The sequence below is a fragment of the Streptosporangium minutum genome (assembly GCF_002149035.1).
Taxonomy (GTDB): Bacteria; Actinomycetota; Actinomycetes; order Streptosporangiales; family Streptosporangiaceae; genus Streptosporangium; species Streptosporangium minutum.
In genome coordinates this window covers 78,021-99,668 of the sequence record NZ_NGFP01000002.1, presented here as the reverse complement: position 1 = coordinate 99,668, position 21,648 = coordinate 78,021, and the positions used below count along the sequence as shown (strand labels likewise).

At 70.5% G+C, this 21,648-nt stretch carries 22 protein-coding genes; 8 read left to right on the top strand and 14 right to left on the bottom strand.

Going from position 1 to position 21,648, the window contains the following annotated elements; genetic code table 11:
- Positions 1 to 185: 185 nt before the first annotated feature.
- On the bottom strand, positions 186 to 965 hold the full coding sequence (locus tag CA984_RS00890) for a DUF2249 domain-containing protein (protein WP_086566779.1): 780 nt from the start codon (positions 963 to 965) through the stop codon (positions 186 to 188).
- Between the two features lie 573 nt (positions 966 to 1,538).
- On the bottom strand, positions 1,539 to 1,985 hold the full coding sequence (locus tag CA984_RS00885; RefSeq protein WP_086566777.1) for a hemerythrin domain-containing protein: 447 nt from the start codon (positions 1,983 to 1,985) through the stop codon (positions 1,539 to 1,541).
- A gap of 421 nt (positions 1,986 to 2,406) precedes the next feature.
- Between CA984_RS00885 and CA984_RS00875 the strand changes: the two genes are divergently transcribed.
- From CA984_RS00875 to CA984_RS00865, 3 genes are read left to right on the top strand one after another with little or no spacing between them, the layout of a single operon-like run.
- A complete protein-coding gene (locus tag CA984_RS00875) occupies positions 2,407 to 2,796 on the top strand; it encodes an ArsR/SmtB family transcription factor (RefSeq protein WP_086566774.1) in 390 nt (129 codons plus the stop codon).
- Positions 2,793 to 3,563 carry a cation diffusion facilitator family transporter gene (locus tag CA984_RS00870; RefSeq protein WP_086566768.1) on the top strand — a complete coding sequence of 257 codons (771 nt, stop codon included), beginning with the start codon at positions 2,793 to 2,795 and terminating at the stop codon, positions 3,561 to 3,563. The genes CA984_RS00875 and CA984_RS00870 overlap by 4 nt, the downstream gene beginning before the upstream one ends.
- Positions 3,560 to 3,955 (top strand): DUF3703 domain-containing protein, encoded by a 396-nt coding sequence (locus CA984_RS00865; protein ID WP_207620619.1) that lies wholly within the window; start codon positions 3,560 to 3,562, stop codon positions 3,953 to 3,955. The genes CA984_RS00870 and CA984_RS00865 overlap by 4 nt, the downstream gene beginning before the upstream one ends.
- A 52-nt stretch (positions 3,956 to 4,007) precedes the next feature.
- Here the strand turns inward: CA984_RS00865 and CA984_RS00860 are convergent, their stop codons facing one another.
- On the bottom strand, positions 4,008 to 4,658 hold the full coding sequence (locus CA984_RS00860) for a class I SAM-dependent methyltransferase (protein ID WP_086566762.1): 651 nt from the start codon (positions 4,656 to 4,658) through the stop codon (positions 4,008 to 4,010).
- 610 nt (positions 4,659 to 5,268) lie between these two features.
- Between CA984_RS00860 and CA984_RS00850 the strand changes: the two genes are divergently transcribed.
- Positions 5,269 to 6,543 (top strand): M28 family peptidase, encoded by a 1,275-nt coding sequence (locus CA984_RS00850; protein WP_242675654.1) that lies wholly within the window; start codon positions 5,269 to 5,271, stop codon positions 6,541 to 6,543.
- A gap of 26 nt (positions 6,544 to 6,569) precedes the next feature.
- Here the strand turns inward: CA984_RS00850 and CA984_RS00845 are convergent, their stop codons facing one another.
- The 7 genes from CA984_RS00845 to rox all read right to left on the bottom strand — a co-directional run bounded on the left by CA984_RS00845 (position 6,570) and on the right by rox (position 13,774).
- Complete coding sequence (locus tag CA984_RS00845) at positions 6,570 to 6,974, bottom strand: arsenate reductase ArsC (RefSeq protein WP_086566753.1); 405 nt, start codon at positions 6,972 to 6,974, stop codon at positions 6,570 to 6,572.
- On the bottom strand, positions 6,967 to 8,079 hold the full coding sequence (arsB, locus tag CA984_RS00840; protein WP_086566750.1) for an ACR3 family arsenite efflux transporter: 1,113 nt from the start codon (positions 8,077 to 8,079) through the stop codon (positions 6,967 to 6,969). Before arsB ends, CA984_RS00845 begins: the two co-directional genes overlap by 8 nt.
- Positions 8,080 to 8,100: 21 nt before the next feature.
- Positions 8,101 to 8,442 carry an ArsR/SmtB family transcription factor gene (locus tag CA984_RS00835; protein ID WP_086566747.1) on the bottom strand — a complete coding sequence of 114 codons (342 nt, stop codon included), beginning with the start codon at positions 8,440 to 8,442 and terminating at the stop codon, positions 8,101 to 8,103.
- 229 nt (positions 8,443 to 8,671) lie between these two features.
- Positions 8,672 to 9,109 carry a DUF4097 family beta strand repeat-containing protein gene (locus tag CA984_RS47595; protein ID WP_242675653.1) on the bottom strand — a complete coding sequence of 146 codons (438 nt, stop codon included), beginning with the start codon at positions 9,107 to 9,109 and terminating at the stop codon, positions 8,672 to 8,674.
- Between the two features lie 493 nt (positions 9,110 to 9,602).
- Positions 9,603 to 10,709 carry an epoxide hydrolase family protein gene (locus tag CA984_RS00825; RefSeq protein ID WP_086566745.1) on the bottom strand — a complete coding sequence of 369 codons (1,107 nt, stop codon included), beginning with the start codon at positions 10,707 to 10,709 and terminating at the stop codon, positions 9,603 to 9,605.
- A 179-nt stretch (positions 10,710 to 10,888) separates the two neighbouring features.
- Positions 10,889 to 11,773 (bottom strand): haloalkane dehalogenase, encoded by an 885-nt coding sequence (locus CA984_RS00820; RefSeq protein WP_278248965.1) that lies wholly within the window; start codon positions 11,771 to 11,773, stop codon positions 10,889 to 10,891.
- 576 nt (positions 11,774 to 12,349) lie between these two features.
- On the bottom strand, positions 12,350 to 13,774 hold the full coding sequence (rox, locus tag CA984_RS00815; protein ID WP_207620621.1) for a rifampin monooxygenase: 1,425 nt from the start codon (positions 13,772 to 13,774) through the stop codon (positions 12,350 to 12,352).
- A gap of 548 nt (positions 13,775 to 14,322) precedes the next feature.
- On the opposite strand from rox, the gene CA984_RS00810 reads away from it, so the two are divergent.
- Together CA984_RS00810 and CA984_RS00805 are read left to right on the top strand one after the other, a co-directional pair.
- Entirely contained in the window at positions 14,323 to 14,727 is a 405-nt protein-coding gene (locus CA984_RS00810; RefSeq protein ID WP_086566737.1) for a cupin domain-containing protein, read from the top strand.
- A gap of 375 nt (positions 14,728 to 15,102) precedes the next feature.
- Positions 15,103 to 16,095 (top strand): hypothetical protein, encoded by a 993-nt coding sequence (locus CA984_RS00805; RefSeq protein WP_133061497.1) that lies wholly within the window; start codon positions 15,103 to 15,105, stop codon positions 16,093 to 16,095.
- A gap of 304 nt (positions 16,096 to 16,399) precedes the next feature.
- On the opposite strand, the gene CA984_RS00800 is transcribed toward CA984_RS00805, so the two are convergent.
- The 4 genes from CA984_RS00800 to CA984_RS00785 form a co-directional block, all read right to left on the bottom strand.
- Positions 16,400 to 17,212 carry an aminoglycoside 3'-phosphotransferase gene (locus CA984_RS00800; RefSeq protein ID WP_086566732.1) on the bottom strand — a complete coding sequence of 271 codons (813 nt, stop codon included), beginning with the start codon at positions 17,210 to 17,212 and terminating at the stop codon, positions 16,400 to 16,402.
- A 68-nt stretch (positions 17,213 to 17,280) separates the two neighbouring features.
- A complete protein-coding gene (locus tag CA984_RS00795; RefSeq protein WP_086566730.1) occupies positions 17,281 to 17,481 on the bottom strand; it encodes a ferredoxin in 201 nt (66 codons plus the stop codon).
- 25 nt (positions 17,482 to 17,506) lie between these two features.
- Positions 17,507 to 18,721 (bottom strand): cytochrome P450, encoded by a 1,215-nt coding sequence (locus tag CA984_RS00790; protein ID WP_086566728.1) that lies wholly within the window; start codon positions 18,719 to 18,721, stop codon positions 17,507 to 17,509.
- A 23-nt stretch (positions 18,722 to 18,744) separates the two neighbouring features.
- Positions 18,745 to 19,926, bottom strand: a complete 1,182-nt coding sequence (locus tag CA984_RS00785; RefSeq protein WP_086566725.1) for an NAD(P)/FAD-dependent oxidoreductase — start codon at positions 19,924 to 19,926, stop codon at positions 18,745 to 18,747.
- Between the two features lie 104 nt (positions 19,927 to 20,030).
- Between CA984_RS00785 and CA984_RS00780 the strand changes: the two genes are divergently transcribed.
- Complete coding sequence (locus CA984_RS00780; protein ID WP_086566722.1) at positions 20,031 to 20,648, top strand: TetR/AcrR family transcriptional regulator; 618 nt, start codon at positions 20,031 to 20,033, stop codon at positions 20,646 to 20,648.
- A 100-nt stretch (positions 20,649 to 20,748) separates the two neighbouring features.
- A complete protein-coding gene (locus CA984_RS00775; RefSeq protein WP_086566720.1) occupies positions 20,749 to 21,561 on the top strand; it encodes an SDR family NAD(P)-dependent oxidoreductase in 813 nt (270 codons plus the stop codon).
- The last annotated feature ends 87 nt before the right edge of the window (positions 21,562 to 21,648 follow it).

The following is a 21,648-nucleotide window of genomic DNA, read 5'->3' as shown; positions in this document are numbered from 1 at the left end:
CGGCTGATCCCGCCCGGCACGCGAAGAGGGCAGAGGCCACCCGGCGATCTCGCCGGTGACGCCGGATGACCCCACTCTCATGATCCGCGGATAGGTCCGAAGCCGCGCGGCTGTCGAGCGCACCCGGATGCGGCAGCCCCGGACCTGGGTGCACCGGCGCATCGGCCGTCCCTGACCGCCGGCGGTCAGGGACGGCCGATGCGCACCCGCCACACGGCCGGACCGGACTCGGCGTAGTCCCAGGTGAACTCGCCGGGGTGCTTGGCGGCGAACTGGTAGTAGAGGGGCTTGGGATCGTGGTCGTTGACGAGCACGAACGACATGCCCGCGGGCAGTTCCCGGAACGTGGCGAAGATCTGCTCGTGACGCTGGGCCGGAATCAGCCGGCGCACGTCGAGCTCGCCGACGACGAGAGCGCCGTCCGCGTCCTCCGCCGCCGGCTCTCCGGCGCCGCATCCGCATCCGCCGCATCCGCACCCGTCGGTCTCGGCCGGGGCACCGAGGATCTCATGCATCCCGTCGAGCAGGGCGGCGAGATCGACGCCAGCGTCGGCGAGCGCGGGCAGCAGAAGCTCGTTCTCCTTGTCCAGGTGCGACTGGAACAGGGCGTTCAGCGTGGCGGCGGCCGCGACGGCCTCCCCCGGCGTGCTCGCCCGCTCCAGCTCGCCGACCCGGTCACGCAGCAGGACGTGCTCGTCGCGCATGGCCTGCGCGAGCAGCCTGGTCGCGGGCAGCGCGTCGGCGACGCGGTACAGCGTCTCCTCCTCGGCCTCGGCGTGCGGGAGCACCTCCTCGGCGCAGAAGGCGACCAGCACCTCCTGCCGGGCGGACGGGGACTGCAGCTTGTCGATGGAGCGCACGATGGTCACAGCGTGGTCGGACATCGTCCGGCCGAGCTGGTCGTGGTGGGCGCGGATCGTCGCCAGGACGGTGTCCTGCGGGCTTCCCGCCGTCTGCGTGGTCATGGGGGGACTCCTTGTCTGTTCTCCGGCCGGTGCGCCGGTGGTTGCCGCGGGTTCCGGGGGTGTTCCGGGCCCTTTTCCGAGGGGGCCGTCCCGGATGGCGGGAAGACCCCGAGGTGCGCGCCCCTGCGCGGTGAACAGCGGGGTGCTGAGGCAGCGCTCTCCGGTGGCGGGGGCCCACCACGACGAGGCGGCTCTCGCTCTCCGGCCGCACGGCGACGACGCCGACGGCGTCCGGGGAGGGTGACCCGGACATCCGAAGGCGGCGTCAGGCCGCGGGACAGCGCTCGTCGAAGACTGCCTGGCATGGACACCGGCCATGGGCACCGCGCGCCGGCCAGGCGGCGGAGCGGGCACACATGGGACATGACCGGAACACTAGGCGCGGCCCTCAGAGGCCCGTCACCGCCTCAGGTCACTCCGGAACGGGACCCTGGACCCTGGATCTACGGGACCTTCGGCCCCCGGCGGCCTCACAGGCCTCGCCTGGGTGCGGTGGCGCGGCAGGGGTCGCCCTCCGGGAGGCGCACGGTCCACGGGGGCGGGGACCGTGCACCCGCCGGAGGGCGACCACTCCTACCCTCCGGCCGTGGACTGCTCCGGAGTGATGCGGTCCCAGGCGGAGATCGGCAGCATGATCACCGAGGCGGGGAACAGGCCGTGCTCCTCGCTGTCGATGTGCCGGTGCAACTTCCCGATCGCCTCCAGCACGGCCGCCCAGTCCGGTGCCGCGCGGTCGATCGCGCCGAACACCCCGTGGATCTCGTCATGCTCGGCGCAGAGCCTGTCGACCGCCTCGGCCAGGGCTCCCTCGGCACGCAGTTCGGCGAACAGGCCGTTCTCCTCGAGGGTGGTGTGCGGGATGAGCTGTGCGAGCAGCTCGTCGAGGAGGGATACGGCGTCGCCGTACCGGCTCTCGTTGATGGCCCGGCGCAGTGCCCCGGCGGTCTCCTCGATCTGCCAGTGCTCCTCGGAGAGCCGGCCGATCAGCGGGAAGTCCCGGCAGCCGCAGTAGTTGCACATTATGACCCTTCGATGTCAGCGTGTGGCTCCAGAATCTCGGGTGGGGACCTATCGGAAGTAGAGGAAGTAGACCTTTCCGGATAGGGCCGTTCGTCCCGGCGGCACGGCCAGGGCGGCGATCTCGTCGGACAGACCGCGGCTGCCCTCGGCGGGCTGGCGGGTGGGCCGGGCGCTGCCCGCCAGTGCGTCCGAGCCCCCTCGATCAGGCCGGACGCCTCGGCGGGAGCGCCGAGCATGGAGGTGAGCAGGCTCGGCAGCAGCTCGGTAGGTGCTCCGTGACCGACATCGGCGAGCAGGCTCGCGGCACCGATGTCCCGCACGCCGGGCGTGGGACAGCGTCTACCGCGCTCAGAGGAGGTCGCGTCCATGATGGGCGAGGGCGCCACTATGAGACATCACTTTTTAGGGCTATCATCGCCATATGGCGATGAATGAGGGCGGGCGATGTGTGAGTGCCGACATCGCGGCGGGCATCACCCCGGCCGCCGCGCTGTTTCACTCGCTGGCCGATGAGACCCGGCTGCGTATCGTGCGGCGCCTCGCGGCGGGTGAGGCCCGGGTGGTGGACCTGACCGGTGAGCTGGGACTGGCCCAGTCCACCGTCTCCAAGCATCTGGCGTGCCTGCGTGACTGCGGGCTGATCGACTACCGGGCCGAGGGCCGTCAGTCCTTCTACGCCCTGACCCGCCCAGAGCTGATCGACTTGCTGTCCGCCGCCGAGCACCTGCTGGGTGCCACCGGCCACGCGGTCGCACTGTGCCCGGCCTACGCCCACCCCGCCCGGTCATCCCGGCCGGAGGCGAGCACGTGACCGCCCCGGCCCTGACCGCCGGGCGGCGGCAGGTCCTCAACCGGCGCAGCCTGCGTCTGGCCTACGCCACGGCCGGATACAACCTGCTCGAAGGCGTCGTCGCGGTCGCCGCCGGTGCGGCCGCCTCCTCGGCCGCGCTGCTCGGCTTCGGCCTCGACTCCTTCGTCGAGGTCTCCTCGGCGCTGGTGGTCATCTGGCAGTTCCGCTCCCGGGTCCCCGAATCGCGCGAGCGCCTGGCGCTGCGCCTGATCGCCGTCTCGTTCTTCGCGCTGGCCGCGTGGATCGGCTTCGACGCCGTCCGCTCACTGCTGGGCGGGGGTGGTGCCGAGGCTTCGCCGGTGGGGATCGGACTCGCCGTGACCTCGGTGGTGGTGATGCCGCTGCTGGTGTGGGCCAAGCGCCGCACCGGCCGTGAGCTCGGCTCGGCCACCGTGGTCGCCGACTCCACCCAGACCCTGCTGTGCACCTACCTGTCAGCGGTGCTGCTGATCGGCTTGGTCCTCAATGCCACTCTGGGCTGGTCGTGGGCCGATCCGGTCGCGGCGCTGGCCATCACCGCCGTCGCGCTGCGCGAAGGCGTGGAAGCCTGGCGCGGTGAACAGTGCGCCGACTGCGCCGTTCCCGTCCCCGTCCCCGCCTCCGGCGACGGGAACGGCGACCGCGACGGCGACGGCGACGAGGAGGGCGACGGCTCGGTGGGTGAATGCGGCTGCGCGCCGGGCTGCACCGACGCCTGCTGCCGGAACGGGGAGGGAAAGGAACAATGAGGCACCGAGCGATGCCGGCGGCCGTGCGTGCCGCCTACTCCGCGGAGATGACCGCCGCCCGCACCGCTACCGGCGCCGAGGCACGGTGGCGGCACCTGGAGCGGGCCCACATCCTGTCCCAACCCTGGCCCTGGCCGCACACCCGCAACCATCTGGCGATGTTCGTCCTTGCCGTGCGCGAGCGTGACCGTCGTGAAGCCTTCGGACAGGTGATCCGGATCATCGTCGCGGCGCCCGGCTCGGCGCTGGGCCGTTACCCCGAAGGCAACACCGGCCGCGCCACGGTTCCACTGACCCGGCCTCAGCCGCTGCCCGGAGACCTGGCCGCCCTGCTGGCGGACCGAACCGGCGGCGGGGCCGGGAGGAGATCCGCGTATCGGCGTGCGAACTGACCTGCCGGTGGGCTGAACCCGTCCTTCGGGCTGAACCCGGTACGTGGTGACCTCATCCACCGCCGGTCGGCGGACGCGACGCCGTACCCAGGATGAAGAAGGAGACCGGCGTGCGGACCTTCGGAAGCAGGAACCGCTCCAGACGCTCCACGGTGAACCCGGCGTGGTCGATCGACGCGGCGCTGTCGCGACCGGTGTGACAGCCTCCGGCCAGACGCGGCCATACCGTGGCGTCCAGCAGGTCCTGCACCCGGACCAGGCCGGGTGAATCGGCGCGGACGTGTTCCAGGAAACGCAGCTGCCCGCCGGGCTTGAGCACCCGGTACATCTCCCGCAACGCCGCCACCGGCTCGGGCAGCGAGCACAGCACCAGCGACACCACCGCGGCGTCGAAGCTCCGATCCCCGGCGGGGAGCCGGTCGGCCAGAGCGCCGACCACCTCGACCGGGACCGGAGCCTGGTCCGCGGCGGCCTGAGCGAGCCGGCGCAGCCGCGGTTCGGGCTCGACCGCGAGCACCCGGGCAACGGTCGGCGGATAGTGGGCGAAGGTCAGCCCGTTGCCCGCGCCAACCTCGATCACCTGTCCGGACAGCCCGGCCAGCAGCGCCTGACGGCGCTCCGCCAGGCCGCGATGTTCCACCACCTGGCTGATACGGGCGTAGCACCGGGCGAAGATCGGATGGCTGACGGGAGTCCTCGACATGACCTCTTCCCTGCTCTCCCCCAGTTCAGCAGGTCACCGGCAGCATGGCTAGCCCCGGTGCCGCACATGGCCGGTCTTCGGCGGAGGGCTCCGGGGCGACGTCCAGGAGATCGAGGAGATCGACGCGCAGGAGTGACGGTTGCGGGATGACAGGTGGCGACCGGCCCTTGAAGATGATCCTGAGTCGGCTGCCCGGACTCGGCAGGGCGCCCGAACGAGAAGCGGTCAGCGGCCGGACCCTCCATTGATTAGATAGTTTTCTATCTTGACATCCTTCGAATCAGCGTGGAACGCTGGCTCTACTTAGATATCTGTCAATTCAAGAGGGTCGATCGGCGCGGTGGCGTGCGCCGCCGGTCCGAAAGGAGCACATGATGGCAAGCGATGTCACCGGTGGATTCATCGGGAACCTCGAAGACGCTTTCACCCCGCCCGCGGCCGGAGGATGCTGCGGGAGTCCCGCGACCGCCACCGCGTCCGACGCCGCCGTCTCCGGCACTGCGGTGTCGTGTTGCGGAAGCGAGGCCGAGGCCACACAGGCGGTCGAGGCCGGGTGCTGCGGGCAGGCACCGGCGACCGCTTCGGCCGCTGCCTCCGCCGGGTGCTGTGGATGAGCTCCCCGCCACTCGTGCCGCCTGAGACGATCGGGTCCCCGGGCCTGGCGGCCGCCCTGGAGCAGGTGAACGCGCAGCTGATGGCGGCATCCGTTGCGGAGCTGGCCTCCGACGGCTATGCGGGCCGCCGGGTCGGCACCCCCGGTGGCCGGGCCGCCGCCGCCTGGCTCGCCGGGCAGTTGCGCGAGCTGGGCGCCGCTGTCCAGTCCGACCCGTTCGGTGTCTCCAGCGTGCGGGAGCTGTATCGCACGCCGGTGCTGCGGTGGAGCGACGGCGAGATGACCCGGAGCTTGGAACATCGGCGGGAGTTCGCCGAGCACCTGACCTCGGCCGAGCTGCCCGACCCGCGCTCGGCGCCGCTGGCGGAGGCGGGTGCGGCGGATCTCAGGGACCGCTGGGTGCTGGCCCCGGCCGGTGAATGGGCGCGGGCCTGCCGCCGGGCCGAGGCAGAGGGCGCGGTCGGCGTGCTCATGGCGCGGGGCACGGACACCGACGGGTGGATGCCCAAGATGATCGCAGGGCCGGCCCGGCGCGCGGTGGCGGTCATCGGGGTCCGCACCGACCTGCACAGGCAGCTGGCCGACGCTCTCATCTCAGGCGAGGTGACGGTGACCGCGTCGATGCCGCTGCGGCCGGTCGACGTCCAAGGGGTCAATGTCCACGGCCACTTGCCGATCGAGCTGAACGGGGCGGCGGGCGGCCCTCGGGTGCTGTTGAGCGCGCACTTCGACGGGGTGGGCGATGACCCGGGCCGTCGCCTGCCCGCCGCCGCCGACAACGCCTCCGGGGTGGCCGCGGTGTTGGAGGCCGCCCGCGTCCTGCGGGCCGCCCTGACCGCGCCGGTGAACCTGTCGGTGTCCTTCCTGGACGCGGAGGAGGCAGGCGCCCGGGGCTCGGCCCGCCACGCCCCCAGTGTGGCGCCGAGCACCCGGGTCATCAACCTGGACGGTGCGGCGCAGTTGCATCAGGCCGCCGCGGTCGAGGCGGGCGGGCCGGCGCATGCTCTGCTGGCCGCCCTTGACCAGGCCGCGCGGCTGACCGGAGTGCCGCTGCGGGCCGGGGCGATGGCCTCCGACAACCGCCGCTACGCCGCAGCAGGCCTGGCCGCGATCGGCATCGGGATGGGAATGCCCGGCTACCAGACCCCAGCCGAGACGCCCGAGCGCGTCGAGCCGGACACGCTGCTGGCCGCCGCACGACTGCTGGTGGCCACCGTGTGGCTGCTGGCGAGCGCGCACGCGCGGGGCGTGTGGGCGTCGGCGCCGTCCTGACCAGGTAGGCGTGCGCTGAGACCGGCTTATCGGGCGTCGAGCTCGGCGATCAGCTTCGCGATCCGAGCGCGGATCTCGTCGCGGATCGGCCGGACGGCCTCGAGACCCTGGCCGGCGGGGTCGTCCAGCTTCCAGTCCTCATACCGCTTGCCGGGGAAGAGGGGGCAGGCGTCGCCGCAGCCCATGGTGATGACCACGTCGGAGGCCTGGACGGCCTCGGCGGTGAGAACCTTGGGCTGGGCGGCGGTGATGTCGACGCCGGCCTCGCGCATGGCCTCGACCGCGACCGGGTTGATCGTCTCGGCCGGGGCGGATCCGGCCGAGCGGACCTCGATGCGGTCGCCGGCCAGGTGGGTGAGCCAGCCGGCGGCCATCTGGGAGCGTCCGGCGTTGTGCACGCAGACGAACAGGACGCTGGGCTTGTCAGGCATGGACCGACCCCTTGGCTGTGGTGGTGAACAGACGCCGGGCCCACAGGCTGACATAGACCAGGGCGACCAGGACGGGCACCTCGATGAGCGGGCCGACCACTCCGGCCAGGGCCTGGCCGGAGGTGACGCCGAACACGCCGACCGCGACCGCGATGGCGAGTTCGAAGTTGTTGCCGGCGGCCGTGAAGGCCAGCGTCGTGGTCCGGTCGTACGGCAGGCCGATCGCGCGGCCGGCCAGGAAGGAGCCGCCCCACATCAGGAAGAAGTAGGCCAGCAGCGGCAGCGCGATCCGGGCGACGTCGCCGGGCCGGGAGGTGATGACCTCACCCTGCAGGGCGAACAGGATCACGATGGTGAACAGCAGGCCGTACAGCGCCATGGGGCCGATCCTGGGGAGGAAGCGGCTCTCGTACCAGTCGCGGCCCCTGGATCGCTCGCCCAGCTTGCGCGAGGCGTAGCCGACCAGCAGGGGGATGCCGAGGAAGATCAGCACGTACCGGGCGATGTCCCAGGCCGAGACCTCCAGCGCCGCCTGCGACAGGCCCAGCCAGCCGGGCAGGACCTGCAGGTAGAACCAGCCCAGTGCGCCGAAGGCGATCACCTGGAAGATCGAGTTGACGGCGACCAGGACGGCGGCGGCCTCGCGGCTGCCGCAGGCCAGGTCGTTCCAGATGAGCACCATGGCGATGCAGCGGGCCAGGCCCACGATGATGAGGCCGGTACGGTATTCGGGCAGGTCCGGCAGGAGCAGCCAGGCCAGGGCGAACATCAGCGCGGGGCCGAGCACCCAGTTGAGCACCAGGGAGGAGATCAGCAGCCGCCGGTCGCCGGTGACGGTGTCGAGGCGGTCGTAGCGGACCTTGGCCAGCACCGGGTACATCATCAGCAGCAGGCCGAGGGCGATCGGCAGCGAGACGTCGCCGACGCGGACCGCGTCCAGGGCGGCGCCCAAACCGGGCACCAGGCGGCCCAGCAACAGCCCGGCCGCCATGGCGACGCCGATCCAGACCGGCAGGAACCGGTCCAGCGTGGACAGCTTGCCGATCATTCCCGCCTCCGCCGCCGGAGCGGGAGCGGGAGCGGGAGCATGGGTACTTGAGGGCATGAGTCTTCCTTCAGGGCGGGGTCAGACCGTGGCGGGGACGTTCAGCAGGGCCGACAGCTCCGACAGCGTCTCCGGGACCAGGCGGTAGTACACCCAGGAGCCGCGCCGCTCCGAGGTGAGCAGTCCGACCTCCTTGAGGACCTTGAGGTGGTGGCTGATCGTCGGCTGGGAGACGTCGAAGGCGCCGGTGATGTCGCACACGCACACCTCGCCGCCGGTGTGGCTGGCCACGATCGACAGGATGCGCAGCCGTACCGGATCGCCCAGGGCCTTGAACACCTGGGCCACCCCGGCGGCCTGTTGCATGGTGAGCGGCTCACGGGCCAGTGGCGGGCTGCACTCCAGAAGCTCCAGCGGCTCCATCGATCCCTCCCTCGTATAGATAATTGTCGATGTCAATCTGTATCTATATTGACAGATATCTATTCATGCTCGGTACGTGGGGCCCGCGGTCGGACGGAGGGGGGCGTCGAGACCGGTCAGGCGAAGAGTTCGCCGAGCAACCCGGGACCGATGGGGATGGGGGCGGGGCGGTAGGCGGGTGGCTGCGTGGTAGGTCTCCGCGAAGCCCAGGTTGAACCGCCCGGCCCAGTCACGGACGCGGGACACCGGCGGGGGTATCGGCAGTGGACGCGGAGTCGATGAAGTACTCCTGGCTGCCCGGCATGGTGACGATGTGGTCCAGGTCGTCGTCTGCGATCTTGGCGAAGCCGGAGCCGTCCGGGCCGAGCAGGGAGAAGAGCGTTCCTTCGGGGACGGCCAGGTCGACACCGTCGAGCACGACCGTGCCGCGTACGGCCTCGGCGATGCGGATGTCGCCCTTTGCGGTACTGATCTTCGCGGGGCCGTTGAGACGGCCGACCGAGACGTCACCGGCGAGGGCGGTGAGGCGGACGCTCGCGGCCTCGTCGAGCTTGATCGAGCCGTGCGCGCCGTCGAAGGCGACGTCGCCGAACCGGCCGACGGCCCGGAATTCGGCGCCGGCAGCCTTCGCCTCGATGCGGGAACCGGCGGGCAGCTGGACCGTCACCTCGATGGATCCGGAGGGACCGAGGATCTGGTTCTTCGCCGAGGCCTCGATCCGCAGGACGCCGTCGCCGTATTCGACCGTGGCCTGCTCCGCCGCTTCGTCTCCGAGAGCATCACGCGCGCCGCGGAGCAGGCCCGCGAGATCCTCCGCACCAAACCCGGAGCGACCTCGGGCGGCACTGCCAGGCCGAGTCCGGGCCGCGGATGGACAGCCTCTCGGCCCGGGATTCGGAGAAGGTGCGACCAGCGGAAAAGTAGAGCGTCGGCGCAGGTCACGGCCTCACAGAACGGCGACCCGCGGAAACTTCTCGCCGCGCCGACCTCGCACAACAGGTCATCTACGCGAACTGCACACCGTCACCGCATCACGCGGAGCTACTTGGGGCTCATCACGCGTTCCCGGGTCCCGGGCCAGAAGGGCGTCCGCTCCGGCGGACGCCCCCTTGCACTCACCGCGTGATCACCCAACCCGGTGAACGTATGTGGTCACAGCGCTAGCCGGTGGTGACCCGGTGGTTGTCCTTGATGTGGGTGAGGAAGAAGTCCCGAACGTCCTCGGCAAGCAGCTCCGGCACCTCCATCGCGGCGAAGTGGCCGCCGCGCTCGAACTCCGACCAATGCCTGATGTCGTACAGCCGCTCGGCCAGCGGTCGCACCGACTGCGTGATGTCGTGCGCGAACACCGCGACGCCAACCGGTACCGGGCACGGCTCCATCCGCCGCGGAGCCTCGCGGGACAGTCGCGCCGAGGAAGCCGCGGTGGCGGTCAGCCAGTACAGCGAGATGTCGGTGAGCATCCGCTCGTCACTGATGGGCGAGCGAGGGTCGGTCCACTGCGCGAAGCGCTCGGCGATCCAGGCCAGCTGGCCGACCGGCGAGTCGGTCAGCGCGTAGCCGATGGTCTGCGGGGTCAGGGCCTGCAAAGCCTGGTACGGCGGACGATTCGCCATCAGCTGCCTGACCTTGTCCAGCCGGGCTTCATCCGTTTCGGACAGTTCGATGTCGGCGTCCGGGACCGGCCGGGTCGGCAGGTAGTTGACGTGCACCCCGACGACCTGCTCGGGTGCCACCGCGCCGAGCGCCGTCGAGATGCCCGAGCCGAAGTCGCCCCCCTGCGCGCCATAACGCTCGTACCCGAGACGGCGCATCAGCTCAGCCCAGGCCCGCGCGACCCGGACGATGTCCCAGCCGCGCTCGTGGGTCGGCCCGGAGAAGCCGAACCCCGGGATGGACGGAATCACCAGGTGGAAGTCGCGCGACAGCGGCTCGATCACGTCGAGGAACTCCAGGAACGAACCGGGCCAGCCGTGGGTGAGGATCAGCGCGAGCGCGTCCGGTTTCGAAGACCGGACGTGGACGAAGTGGATGTTCTGGCCGTCGATCTCGGTGGTGAAGTGCGGAAGCTCGTTGAGCTTGGCCTCGTGCTCGCGCCAGTCGTAGCCGGTGCGCCAGTATTCGGCCAGTTCCTTGAGCCTCCCCAGCGGGAAGCCGTAGTCCCACCCGGCGTCGGCGACCTCGTTGGGCCAGCGGGTGCGGGAGAGCCTGTCGGTCAGGTCGTCGAGGTCGGCCTGGGGGACGTCGATGCGGAACGGCTTGATCATGGTCTTGACTCCAGGGAATTCATCCGGCGCCCCGATGTTCGGACGACGGGCGACGACGAGTTGCGAGGTGAGTTGCGGCACGGCTCTGCACGTGGCCCGAGCGGCCTGGGCCGGAGTGAAAATCTCGGTGAGCTCGTATTGACCGACCGGGCAGCACTGACCGCCGACCGGATCGTGGATCAAGCCCTCGCCGGCGAGAGGAGGCGGTGCCGGTCCAGCCAGCCGGCGACGGCCTGGCCGATGGCGTGCGGCTGGTCCTCGGGGGCCTGATGGCCGGCGGGTCCGATGCCCTCCACTTCGAGGGCGGCGATGTTCCGGCGGGCCCAGTCCACGATCTGCGGGGAGGCGATGCCGACGCCGTCCTCGACCGTGAGGAGCAGTTTGGGCACCTCGGGGCTGGTGGCGAGCCATACGCCGTAGGCGTCCACGCGTTCGGCCACATCAGCCGGTTCGCGGTCGTAGGGAATCTCGCGCGGCCACTGCAGGAGCGGGCGGCGTGAGGCCGGGTCGGGGTAGGGCGCGCGGTAGACGTCGTGGTCGTGCGGGCTGAGGCCGGTCTTGACGGCGAAGGGGTGGGGCAGGGCGTACTCGATGGCGGCGTTCTCCTCCAGCAGCAGCCGCTCGCCGAGCCCGGGGGTGCGCAGCGCCCGGGAATGGTCGATCACCTCCTGCGGCAGTTCCGCCCACATCTGCGGCCGCAGGAACGTCTCCAGGAGGGCGACGCCGCGTACCTGGCCCGGGTGACGGGCGGCGCGGTCCATGGCCAGTGCGCCGCCCCAGTCGTGGCCGACCAGGACGGCCTCCTCCAGCCCCATGGCCTCGAACCACGCGTCCAGGTATCGGGCGTGGTCGGCGAACCGGTAGCCGATGTCGGGCTTTCCGGAGGCGCCCATCCCGATCAGGTCCGGGGCCAGGACCCTGGTGCGATCGGCGACGTGCGGGATGACGTTGCGCCAGATGTAGGACGAGGTGGGGCTGCCGTGCAGGAACACCACCGGCGTCTCCCCCTCCCCTGTCTCGGTGTAGGCGAGGTAGGAGTCGATGACGGCGACAGTATGCATGATCGTTGAGTCCTTCGGTGAGGTGTGCCTGGACTCTAGATTTACGCTCTCCCAACTGTCAACATTCCAACTAATTCCAACGCAACTGTCACTGGAAGAACCATCAAGCTGTTAGCATCGCGTCAGGAGGTGAGGCCCGTGCCCGACCAGGCAAGGGACGTCGTCGACGACGAGTCCGGGCCGTCGCATGCGGCCACCGGCCACCTGCTACGCCGCGTGTTCACCGCCCGTGCCGTGCAGGTCGCACCGGAACCGCCCGACGGCGGTGATCACGTTGACGAGCAGGGCGGCTGGTCGCGCCGTTGGCCGCCAGGTCGTGGAAGTTCGGCAGCGGTCCGGACAGGACGCGCAGGGCGACGCCGCGGGCCTGGCACCATCGGTGGGGTGCCGGGAAACCTTCCAATCCCGACACCCCCGGAAGGCAGCTCCCTCTGCTTTGGACCGGGACCGCCTTCGGGAGCTGAGGGCCGACCCTAGCGCCAGAGCACCACGGCTGATGCTGCCCCCAGCCTCCCGATGGTCAGTCGCCACCGGCCGTTCCGATCCTCCTCAGGAGCCTTTTCGGTTGCTCAGGCGAAATCAGTCGGCGGGCTGGCCGAACCAGCGGGAGAGGTGGTCGTCCAGGTCCTGCTGATCGTCGCCGATCCAGGCGACGTGGCCGTCGGGGCGCAGCAGGACGCACGGAACATTCAGTTCCGCAGTGGGATCCGCGAGGTAGTCGACCCGGTCTGACCAGCCGCCAACGGTCAGGCGTTCGGTGCGGTCCAGCAGCAGGCCGCGGCCGCGGTGCAGCAGACTGTAGAGGCGGCCCTGTTTCACTTCGATGTCGCGCAGGCGGCGGCCGAGCAGGTCGGGGCCTGCGCCGAAGTCGTAGCGGATGCCGGTCGCGGTGATCTTCTCGATCAGATGGCGGTTCACCTCGTCGAAGTCCATCAGTTCGGTGAGCAGCCTGCGTACGGCCTGCGGGCCCGGTTCGGTGGACAGCAGTTCCGTCTGGGCGCGGGTGTTGTCCAGCACGTCCTCGGCGACCGGATGACGTTCGGCCTGGTAGGTGTCCAGCAGTGTTTCCGGCGCCCAGCCGTGGATCTGTGCGGCCAGTTTCCAGCCGAGGTTGAATGCGTCCTGAACGCCCAGGTTCAGGCCCTGTCCGCCGATGGGCGGATGGACGTGTGCCGCATCGCCGGCCAGCAGCACCCGCCCGACCCGATAACGTTCGGCCAGCCGGGTGGCATCCCCGAAGCGGGACAACCAGCGCGGGGAGTGCACGCCGAAATCGGTTCCGGCGATGGTGCGCAACTGTTGTTTGAAATCCTCGAGGGTGGGCGGTTCCGCGCGGTCGCCGACTCCCGCGGCGGGGACTACGACGCTGTAGACCCCTTCGCCGAAGGGCCTGAGCCAGAATGGCTGATGGGTCCTGCTGATTTCGGTCACCTTGGCGGCGATCTCCTCCTGCGGTACCCCCACTTCCATCTCGCCCATCAGCGTCTCGGTCCGTGAGGGCTCGCCGGGGAAGCCGACGCCGAGCAGTTTGCGCACCGTACTGCGTCCGCCGTCACAGCCGATGAGATAGCGCGAACGCAGCTGTTCCCCGTCGGCCAGCTCGACGGTCACACCCTCGTCGTCCTGCTCGAAACCGGCCACCGCACAACCGCGCCGGACCTGCGCACCCAGTTCGACCGCATGTTCTTCGAGCAGGCGTTCGATGACCGGCTGCGGGATGCCGAGCAGATAGGCGTGCGCGGAATCCAGGCCCTTGGGCACGGGTTTGGGGATGGCGGCGAAGAATCCGCCGGCCGGACGCTGTCTTCCATGCTGGAGAATGCGCTCCAGCAGTCCGCGCATCGCCATCAGCTCGATACTGCGGATATGCAGACCGACTATGCGGACGAACGACTTGGGCTCGGTCTCCTTCTCCAGGACGAGTACCCGCACGTCGTGCAGCCGCAGTTCGGCGGCCAGCATCGCGCCGGTCGGCCCACACCCGGCAATGATCACGTCGAACATGAGGGGCGCGCGATCGGCGCCGGAGGCCGGCGACCGGAGTCCGGAGACGTCGCCCGCAGTGAAGTCGCGCTCGACCGTGTCGTTCGACGACGGCTCGGCGGTGAACTGCGCAGAGTGCATAGGTGTTGCCTTTCGGGAGTGCCTTGTTGGCGAGGCGCTCCCGGCGACACCTACGTCAATCGCCCGGCCGTGACGGGAAGGGAGAGCACCCACATCGATACAGCGTTCATGGGTCTCACCTCCTCGGGCGGTGTCACGGTCGACTGCAAGCTACAGGCCCGAGCATCATCCCGTCCATTCCTTTTCCAGCCACGTGATCACGACTCCGGACGGGCCCGTGCGGTTGCGGGGCGGATCCGGCGTCACGGCCCGGCTGGTCCCGGTCAGCCTGCGACGGCGGCCCCGTGAACCGCCCGTACGCCGCCGCCTCATCAGCGGGTGCGGCCCTTCCGGAGGGGCGTCCCGAGGGTCGAGAGCCGCTGAGCTTCTCGGGGCTGCCGCGAAAGCACCGATCGCGCTTCCGCAGGCAGCTGCTAGCGTCCGGACGCATGGGCGACAACGTGTACGTGGGCAACGCGGGCAAGGATGCGGCACTGGACCGGGGATGGCTCCTCGGGCACTTCAAGGACACCGATGATCCTCGCCACAGTGAGGCCGTAGAGATCAAGTGGGGTGTTCACCCGCGTGGCGACGAGCGCCTGCAGTGGGTCAGAGGCGAGGAACGGACGGCTCTCCTGGTGCTCATCAGCGGTCGCTTCCGTGTCGAACTTCCCGGCCGCAGCGTTCTCCTGCAAGAGCAGGGTGATTTCGTCGTGTGGGGTCGCGGGGTCGACCACTCCTGGTTCGCGGAAGAAGAGTCGGTGGTGCTGACGGTTCGGTGGCCGTCGGTACCCGGCTACGCGGTGACGCGACGGGATGAGGATCGCTCGCCCGGAGTCGCCCCGGTTCGGTAGACCCGTCAGGGCTTCCGGCCACGAGGCAGCACGACCGTCTTCCCGGCCGCTCTCGAAGGTCTGCCGTCGCCCACCCTGGACCGGATCCGGCCGATCTCGGACCCGCCCGGGGGCCGCGTCATCCAGATCCACGCCGGCGGCCCGGCCCCGGCACGTGGCCTGTGCGGTAGAGGTGGCAGCCGGCGGCCTCGGGGGTGTTCACGCACAGGCCTGACCTGGAGCAGGAGGGCCATGGGCAAGACCGCTTCCCGGATGGCCGAAGACCGTTTCCCGGAGTCTGGACTGACACCGCATCCCCGGGCCACCCCGGCGTAGGAGGCGATCTGGCGCCTTCGACACGATGACAAAGATCGCAGGATGCCGGACACTGGCCGGATGGATGACGCAGTGGATGAGATCTCCGACCCCGAAGACCTCGCCCTCTGGGCTCTGCACTGCTACTGCCCGAATGCGATGCGGACGCCGCATCGACTGGTGTCCGACGGACGTAATGGCCGGGCCTTGTACACGGCACGTCACGGCGCTGCGAGAGGCGATCTGGATGTCTCCGACGAGCAGCTGTCTCAGCTCTTGGAGTTCCGGCTTCTGGAACGTGACGGCGAGCGGCTCCGAACCGCCTTCCCGGTATTGGGCTCGGGCGAGACGAGCCCTTTGCGGGCCGCTCTCCGACATCTGGCGATCCCGCTTGTGGACGCCGTCGAGAAGCCGGTAGGAGAGATCGCCGCAGAACTGCGGAGGCGCGGGATCGATCACAGCCTGTACGCGATGGTGTTCGGCTATGCGCTGGATCTGCTGCTGTGGCACCAGTTGCGCGCCGAAGGCGCCGTGCCTGACACAGCGCTGACTGCCGAGCGCCCTTGGTGGAACGGTGCCTTCTGGGCCGTTCACCCGCCACGCGCCGGCAGTTCCGGCACGAACTTCTACCGCTTGGCGGAAGATCTCACCCTGGTGGCCGTCTGGTCGGACGCCACCCTGCACCGCCTGCACGACTTGGCCACCACGCCTCGGTTGGGGGAGGCGCTGCGAGATCGCCACGTGACCGCGGTTACCGACTCGGAAGGACGGCGCTGGCGTGTGAGGCTCGACGACGGTCGCTCTGCGATACCGCTCGTCGGGGTGGGCGATGTCCTTGACGAGCTTGCCTCCGCGGTCGCCGCTCCCGTCTCCGCCTTCCTGCTGAGCCGCGCCTGCCAGGAGACGTACAGATACGTCTCCACCGATGATCGGACCGTGGCCACCGTGGTCATCGCCCACGAGTTGATCTGGGAGATCACCGAACAGCTCATCGCGCGCGGATCCTGCACTCGCGCGCCGCAGGACGAAGAGCTGACCGATCTGCTGTTCCTCCTGGCAGACAGGAGCTCATGATCGAGTAGCGCGGTGGGCCCGCTGATCGTTGTGCTACGGAGACGCACGGCCGGGTGCTACCCGATGCCTGGTCTGCACATCGGGTTGCGTCCACGGAGCCACTGACCGACATCCGGCTCTCGAATTCGCCTACAGAGCCAAGCCGCTGCCGGCCGAGGAGTGGCCCGGGCGCCGGGTGAGCCGCAGCCGCGAGGCCGGGTGGAGGACACGCGGGCCAGGCTCAAGAAGCTGGTGGCCGCCGGCCGGCTGCCCCGGGCCGAGCCGGGACTGTTCGCGATCGCCCCGGGGATCAGCGGTTGGAGTATCAGGTCATGTCCCAGAGCAGGCGGTAATAGGCGATGCGCTCCGGGTCCGGGGTGATCCCGTATGCGTCGTACAGGATGCCGTCGTAGCCCGGGCCGTAGTTCCACTCTGTGCTCCAGGCCGCGACCGCGAGGTCGGCCCACCGGTCGGCCGCCCCGAGCGAACCGAGGTCGACGTGCGCGGCGAACGTGCCGTCGTCGTGCAGCAGGGTGTTGGGGACGCACGCGTCCCCGTGGCAGACGACCAGGCGGTCGATCGCGGGCGGCTCGCCGATGCGCGCCCGGGCCTCGGCCAGATCGAGGTGCCGGTGCTCGGAGGACCAGCCGGCCGGTCTCTCTCCGTCGGCGATGCGCTCGTCGGCGCGCGGGAGCCGTCGATCGACGCTCCAGTCGAACGGGCACTGCTCCACGGGCAGGGTGTCGTGGAGCAGGCGCAGCCCTCGGCCGATCGCGGCCGTCGCGGTCGCCGGGTCGGCGATCCACCGGGGGTCCACTGCCGACCGGCCGGGGATCGCTTCGGTGACCAGCCACGCGCCGTCGGCGTCCGCCCCGTGCTCGATGACTCGCGGGACGGTCGCCCATCGCCGCGCCCAGGCCAGGCGCTCGGCCTCGGCGGAGAGGTCGATCTCCGGGGTGCCGGCGGCGACCCATTTGGCATACCTGATGCCGTCGTGCCCGTCCTCAAGGCGGAAGGTGAGGCCGCCGAGCTCGTTGCGCCACACCGGAGTGACGGTGTCGCCGCCGGCGAGCGCCGCGACGGCGTCGGGGACGGTCACGGGGCCGGTCGGGATCTCGGAGATGACGGGACGGCTCATGGGGTGTGATCCTCGCAGCGGAGCCGCGCCGGCGACAAATGGGTTTTCAAGGTGAACGCACCTCCCCCTCACGCCTCCTCGATCACCTCGATGGCGAACGCTGGGCAGACCGCGGCGGACTCCCGGACCGCGGCGTGCTGGTCCGCGTCCGGCTCGGGCTCCAGCAGGATGACGATGCCGTCGTCGTCACGCTGGTCGAACACCTCGGGCGCGATCAGCACGCACTGGCCGGCGCCGCAGCACTTGTCCTCATCGACAGCGACTTTCATGGCGTTACCTCCTCATCCGTACGGGTCACCAGCGGACGGGAACGGTGCGCAGGCCGCCGACGGCCAGCCCTTCCACCCGCTCCAGCTCCCCCACCGGCACCGCCAGCTCCAAGCTCGGCAGCTTGCGCAGCAGCACTTCCAGCACGACCTGCAGCTCGGTGCGGGCCAGCGCCTGCCCGAGGCAGGAGTGGGCGCCGGCGCCGAACGCCAGATGCGGGTTCGGGCTGCGGGTCAGGTCGAACCGCTCGGCGTCCTCGAACGCGCTCACGTCCCGGTTGGCGGCGGCCATGCTGCAGATGACCGTGGTCCCCTTGGGCAGGTGCTCACCGCTGACCTCGGTCTCCTCCTTCAGGTATCGGGGCAGGCCGAAGCCGGAGTTGGCGTCCAGGCGCAGCGACTCCTCGACCGTGGTGCGGATCAGCTTCGGGTCGGCGAGCAGTGCCTCCCAGCGGCTGCGGTCGGCCAGCAGCATGGAGACCATCTTGCCGATCATGTTGGCGGTGGTCTCGTGCCCGGCGACCAGCAACGCCATGCCGGTGACCAGGATCTGCAGGTCGTTCAGGCCGCCGTCCTCGGGGCCGCCGACCGCGATCAGCTCGCTCAGCAGGTCCTCGCCCGGCCCGTCGCGCTTGGCGGCCAGGTGGTCGGACATGTACTGGAAGAACTCTGCCTGGGCGGCCTCGATCTCCTCCTTGCCGTAGCGGGTGAGGTTGAGCAGCGTGTCGGACCAGTACGAGAACCGGTCGCGGTCTTCGGCGGGCACGCCGAGCATGTCGCAGATGACGTACACCGGCAGCGGGAAGCCCAGGGACGCCTTCAGGTCGCCGGGGGCTCCACGCTTGACCATGTCGTCGATGAGGTCCTCGGCGATCCGGGCCATCACCGGGCGCAGGGCGTTCATCCGCTTGGCGGTGAACCACTTGCCGACCAGCCGCCGCCAGTGCTGGTGCTCCTCCCCGCTGTCCGGGATGATCGTCGCCATCTCGCTGTTGAACAGCCCGCCGTCCTCGGTGGCCGACAGCCGGGCCGCGTCGGGCGCGTTCAGCAGGCGGGTGAAGCGCGGGTCGGCGAGCACCTGCTTGACGTCCTCATACCGGGTCAGCAGCGTCGCCTGGTCGCCACTGGGCAAGGTCACGTGGGCGACCGGGCACTTGCCGCGCAGCTCGGCCCATTCGGCGGGCGGGTCGAGCGCGGTGTCGTTCGGGATCGGGTAGTTCAGGACCTGCTCGTTGGCGCTCATACGATGTCTCCTCCGGATGTTCCTCAGGTGGGCGGGAGCGGCGGGGTGGTCAATGTCCGCTGGCGCAGGAGGCGGGCCTGCTTGGGCATGTTCCAGCCGAGGACGCCGGTGACCCGGCCGTCCTCGCGGTAGAGGGCGGCGAAGCGGCGCTGCTCCGGGTCGCCCTCGGCGATGGCCACCTCGGCCGCCGGTGACGGCAGGCCGTGGGCCTGGATCTTGACGTCGTACTGGTCGGTCCAGAAGTACGGGATCGGCGCGTACGGGCGATCCGCACCGAGGATGTTCGCCGCCACCGTCTGGGCCTGCTCGGTGGCGTTGGTCCGGTTCTCCAGCCGCAGCCGCCTGCCGAGCCCTTCATGGACGAACGAGGCCACGTCCCCGACGGCGTAGACGCCCTCGGCGGCACGGCAGCGCGCGTCGCACTCCACGCCGTCGCCCAGCGTGAGCCCGCTGCCCTCCAGCCAGCCGGTCGCCGGGCGGCAGCCGACGGCCACCACGACGGCGTCGGCGGGCAGCAGTTCCCCGCCGGCCAGCCGTACACCCGTCACCTGGCCGGCCTCGCCGGTCAGCGCGTCGACGGCGGCGCCGAGCCGCAGCCGGACCCCGCGCTCGGCGTGCGTCCGGGTGAGGAGGCCGCCGATCTCGTCGCCGAGCTGGTCGCCGAGCACGGCGCGTCCCATGCCGGCGAGGGTGACCTCCAGGCCCAGGCCACGGGCGGTGGCGGCGATCTCCCCGCCCAGCACGCCCTCGCCGACGACCACCAGGCGCGTGCCCGCGGTCAGCAGGGCACGCAGGGCGAGCGCGTCGTCCAGGCCGCGCAGCACGTGTACGCCCGCCAGCCCGTCCTGGCCGGGCAGGCGGCACGGGGTCAGACCGGTGGCGATGACGACGGCGTCGCCGCGCAGCACCCGGCCGGAGGCGGTGGTGACGGTCCGCTCAGCCGCGTCCAGCGCGACCGCGGGCTCGCCCCGGGCGAACTCCGCCCCCAGCGCCTCCAACTGCGCCTGGCCGCGCAGCCGGGCCCGCTCCGGCTCCCAGGCCCCGGCCAGCACCTGCTTCGACAGCGGCGGCCGGTCGTAGGGCAGGTGGGGCTCGGCGTCCAGCAGGGTCAGCCGGCCCTGGTGGCCGTTGCGCCGCAACGCTTCCGCTGTGCTCAGCCCGGCGGCGGACGCACCGACGATCAGCACGTGTCCGGACGCGGTCACGAGGCGTGGTTTATAGGTCGATATCCCTCCGTCATCCCGCTGACACATTAACCTACAAGTGCAAGGAAACTTACAACTGTCGTTTATCGGATAGGCTGCCGGGCGTGGTGACCGCCAGAGAGAGCAACACCCCGTCAGGTGACCGGCGCGTGCGCCGGACACGATCAGCCTTGGCACACGCGCTGATGGAGCTGGTCGAGGAGCGCGACCTGTCCCGGATCAGCGTCTCGGACGTCGCCGAGGGCGCTGGAGTGAGCCGCTCCGCCTTCTACGACCACTACCGGGACGTTCACGAACTGGCCGAGGACGCCTGCACCGCGATGATCGACCGCCTGATCGAGTCCCTGCCCGGCCCCGCCCTGGACTCGCCGGACCTGGCGCAGGAGGCGAGCGAGTCGCTGGCGGCGTTCTTCGGCAGCCTGGCCGAGCACACGGGGCTGTATCGCGCGCTGCTGGGGTCGGAAGGCAGCGCACGCGTCGCCGGTCACATCCGCCGCCGCATCGCCGCGGTCATCCGTGAGCGCCTGGCGCACGCCGACGCCGGCGGGTGGCCGGAGCGCGTCCCGCATGACGTGACGGCATCGTTCACCGCGGGCGCGCTCATCGGAGTGGCCGTGGACTGGCTCGAGGGCGGGTGTCCCCGTACCTCCGCCGAGATGGCCGAGGTGACCTGGCCGCTGTTGAACGCGCACTACCGCATCAACGAGAACGGCAGCGGATGAGGACCCAGGCTGTCGGCAGCACTTCCCACGTCGGCCCGGGCCGCTTCGCCCGGTGCCGCCCCGTTCCCTGAAGAAACRGAAGAAACAGAGGAGACCATTCATGTCCACTGCCGATGTGTCGAGCAAGTCCCTGGCCGAGCTCGTTTCCCTGCGAGGGCGACGTGCGGTCGTGACCGGTGGCGGTCGCGGTCTGGGCAAGGCGATCGCGCTCCGCCTGGCCGAGGCGGGAGCCGATCTGCTGATCGGCGACATCGACGGAGATCTCGCCGTGACCGCCGCCAAGCAGATCGCGGAGAGCCATGGGGTGCGCGCGATCGGCGCCGCCATGGATGTCACCGACGCGGCGGCCGTGGCCGCGGCGGCCGACCGCGCGGTCGCCGAACTCGGCGGCTTGGACGTCTGGGTGAACAATGCCGGGATCTTCCCGAGCGTCCCCCTGCTGGAGATGAGCGAGGAGACGTGGGACAAGGTGTTCGACGTGAACGCGCGTGGCGTCTTCGTCGGTGCGCGTGAGGCGGCACGGCGGATGTCGGCGGCGGGCACGGGCGGTGTCATCGTGAACATCGTCTCCACCGCCGGTTTCCGCGGGAGCGCGCCCGGCCTGGCCGCCTACGTCGGCTCGAAGCACGCCGCCCGCGGTCTCACGCGCGAGCTGGCCCTCGAACTCGCCCCGCTGGGCATCCGCGTGCTCGGAGTGGCACCGAGCTTCGTCCCCACCGAGGGCAACATGATGATGGCCGCGGCCATGATGGGCGACGACGACGTCCCGCCGACCGACCTCATGCTGAACAGCCCGATCAACCGGATCGGTGTTCCTGACGACATCGCGCGCGTCGTCCTGTTCTGCGTGTCGGACCTGTCCACCTTCATGACGGGCAGCACCTTGCTCGCCGACGGTGGCGACACCGCCTGAGCGGACGTCGACCGGCCACGCGCCACGATGCTGACCCGTGCTCACCTTGCCCGGCTCGGGTCCGGCGGTCGATGCCGGGGCGGACGC

Bases quoted from the DNA above. Each gene is read 5' to 3' on its own strand.
- CA984_RS00890 (WP_086566779.1), bottom strand. From the start codon at position 965: ATGACCACGCAGACGGCGGGAAGCCCGCAGGACACCGTCCTGGCGACG.
- CA984_RS00885 (WP_086566777.1), bottom strand. From the start codon at position 1,985: ATGTGCAACTACTGCGGCTGCCGGGACTTCCCGCTGATCGGCCGGCTC.
- CA984_RS00875 (WP_086566774.1), top strand. From the start codon at position 2,407: ATGGCGATGAATGAGGGCGGGCGATGTGTGAGTGCCGACATCGCGGCG.
- CA984_RS00865 (WP_207620619.1), top strand. From the start codon at position 3,560: ATGAGGCACCGAGCGATGCCGGCGGCCGTGCGTGCCGCCTACTCCGCG.
- CA984_RS00860 (WP_086566762.1), bottom strand. From the start codon at position 4,658: ATGTCGAGGACTCCCGTCAGCCATCCGATCTTCGCCCGGTGCTACGCC.
- CA984_RS00850 (WP_242675654.1), top strand. From the start codon at position 5,269: ATGAGCTCCCCGCCACTCGTGCCGCCTGAGACGATCGGGTCCCCGGGC.
- CA984_RS00845 (WP_086566753.1), bottom strand. From the start codon at position 6,974: ATGCCTGACAAGCCCAGCGTCCTGTTCGTCTGCGTGCACAACGCCGGA.
- arsB (WP_086566750.1), bottom strand. From the start codon at position 8,079: ATGCCCTCAAGTACCCATGCTCCCGCTCCCGCTCCCGCTCCGGCGGCG.
- CA984_RS00835 (WP_086566747.1), bottom strand. From the start codon at position 8,442: ATGGAGCCGCTGGAGCTTCTGGAGTGCAGCCCGCCACTGGCCCGTGAG.
- CA984_RS00825 (WP_086566745.1), bottom strand. From the start codon at position 10,709: ATGATCAAGCCGTTCCGCATCGACGTCCCCCAGGCCGACCTCGACGAC.
- rox (WP_207620621.1), bottom strand. From the start codon at position 13,774: ATGTTCGACGTGATCATTGCCGGGTGTGGGCCGACCGGCGCGATGCTG.
- CA984_RS00810 (WP_086566737.1), top strand. From the start codon at position 14,323: ATGGGCGACAACGTGTACGTGGGCAACGCGGGCAAGGATGCGGCACTG.
- CA984_RS00805 (WP_133061497.1), top strand. From the start codon at position 15,103: ATGGATGACGCAGTGGATGAGATCTCCGACCCCGAAGACCTCGCCCTC.
- CA984_RS00800 (WP_086566732.1), bottom strand. From the start codon at position 17,212: ATGAGCCGTCCCGTCATCTCCGAGATCCCGACCGGCCCCGTGACCGTC.
- CA984_RS00795 (WP_086566730.1), bottom strand. From the start codon at position 17,481: ATGAAAGTCGCTGTCGATGAGGACAAGTGCTGCGGCGCCGGCCAGTGC.
- CA984_RS00790 (WP_086566728.1), bottom strand. From the start codon at position 18,721: ATGAGCGCCAACGAGCAGGTCCTGAACTACCCGATCCCGAACGACACC.
- CA984_RS00775 (WP_086566720.1), top strand. From the start codon at position 20,749: ATGTCCACTGCCGATGTGTCGAGCAAGTCCCTGGCCGAGCTCGTTTCC.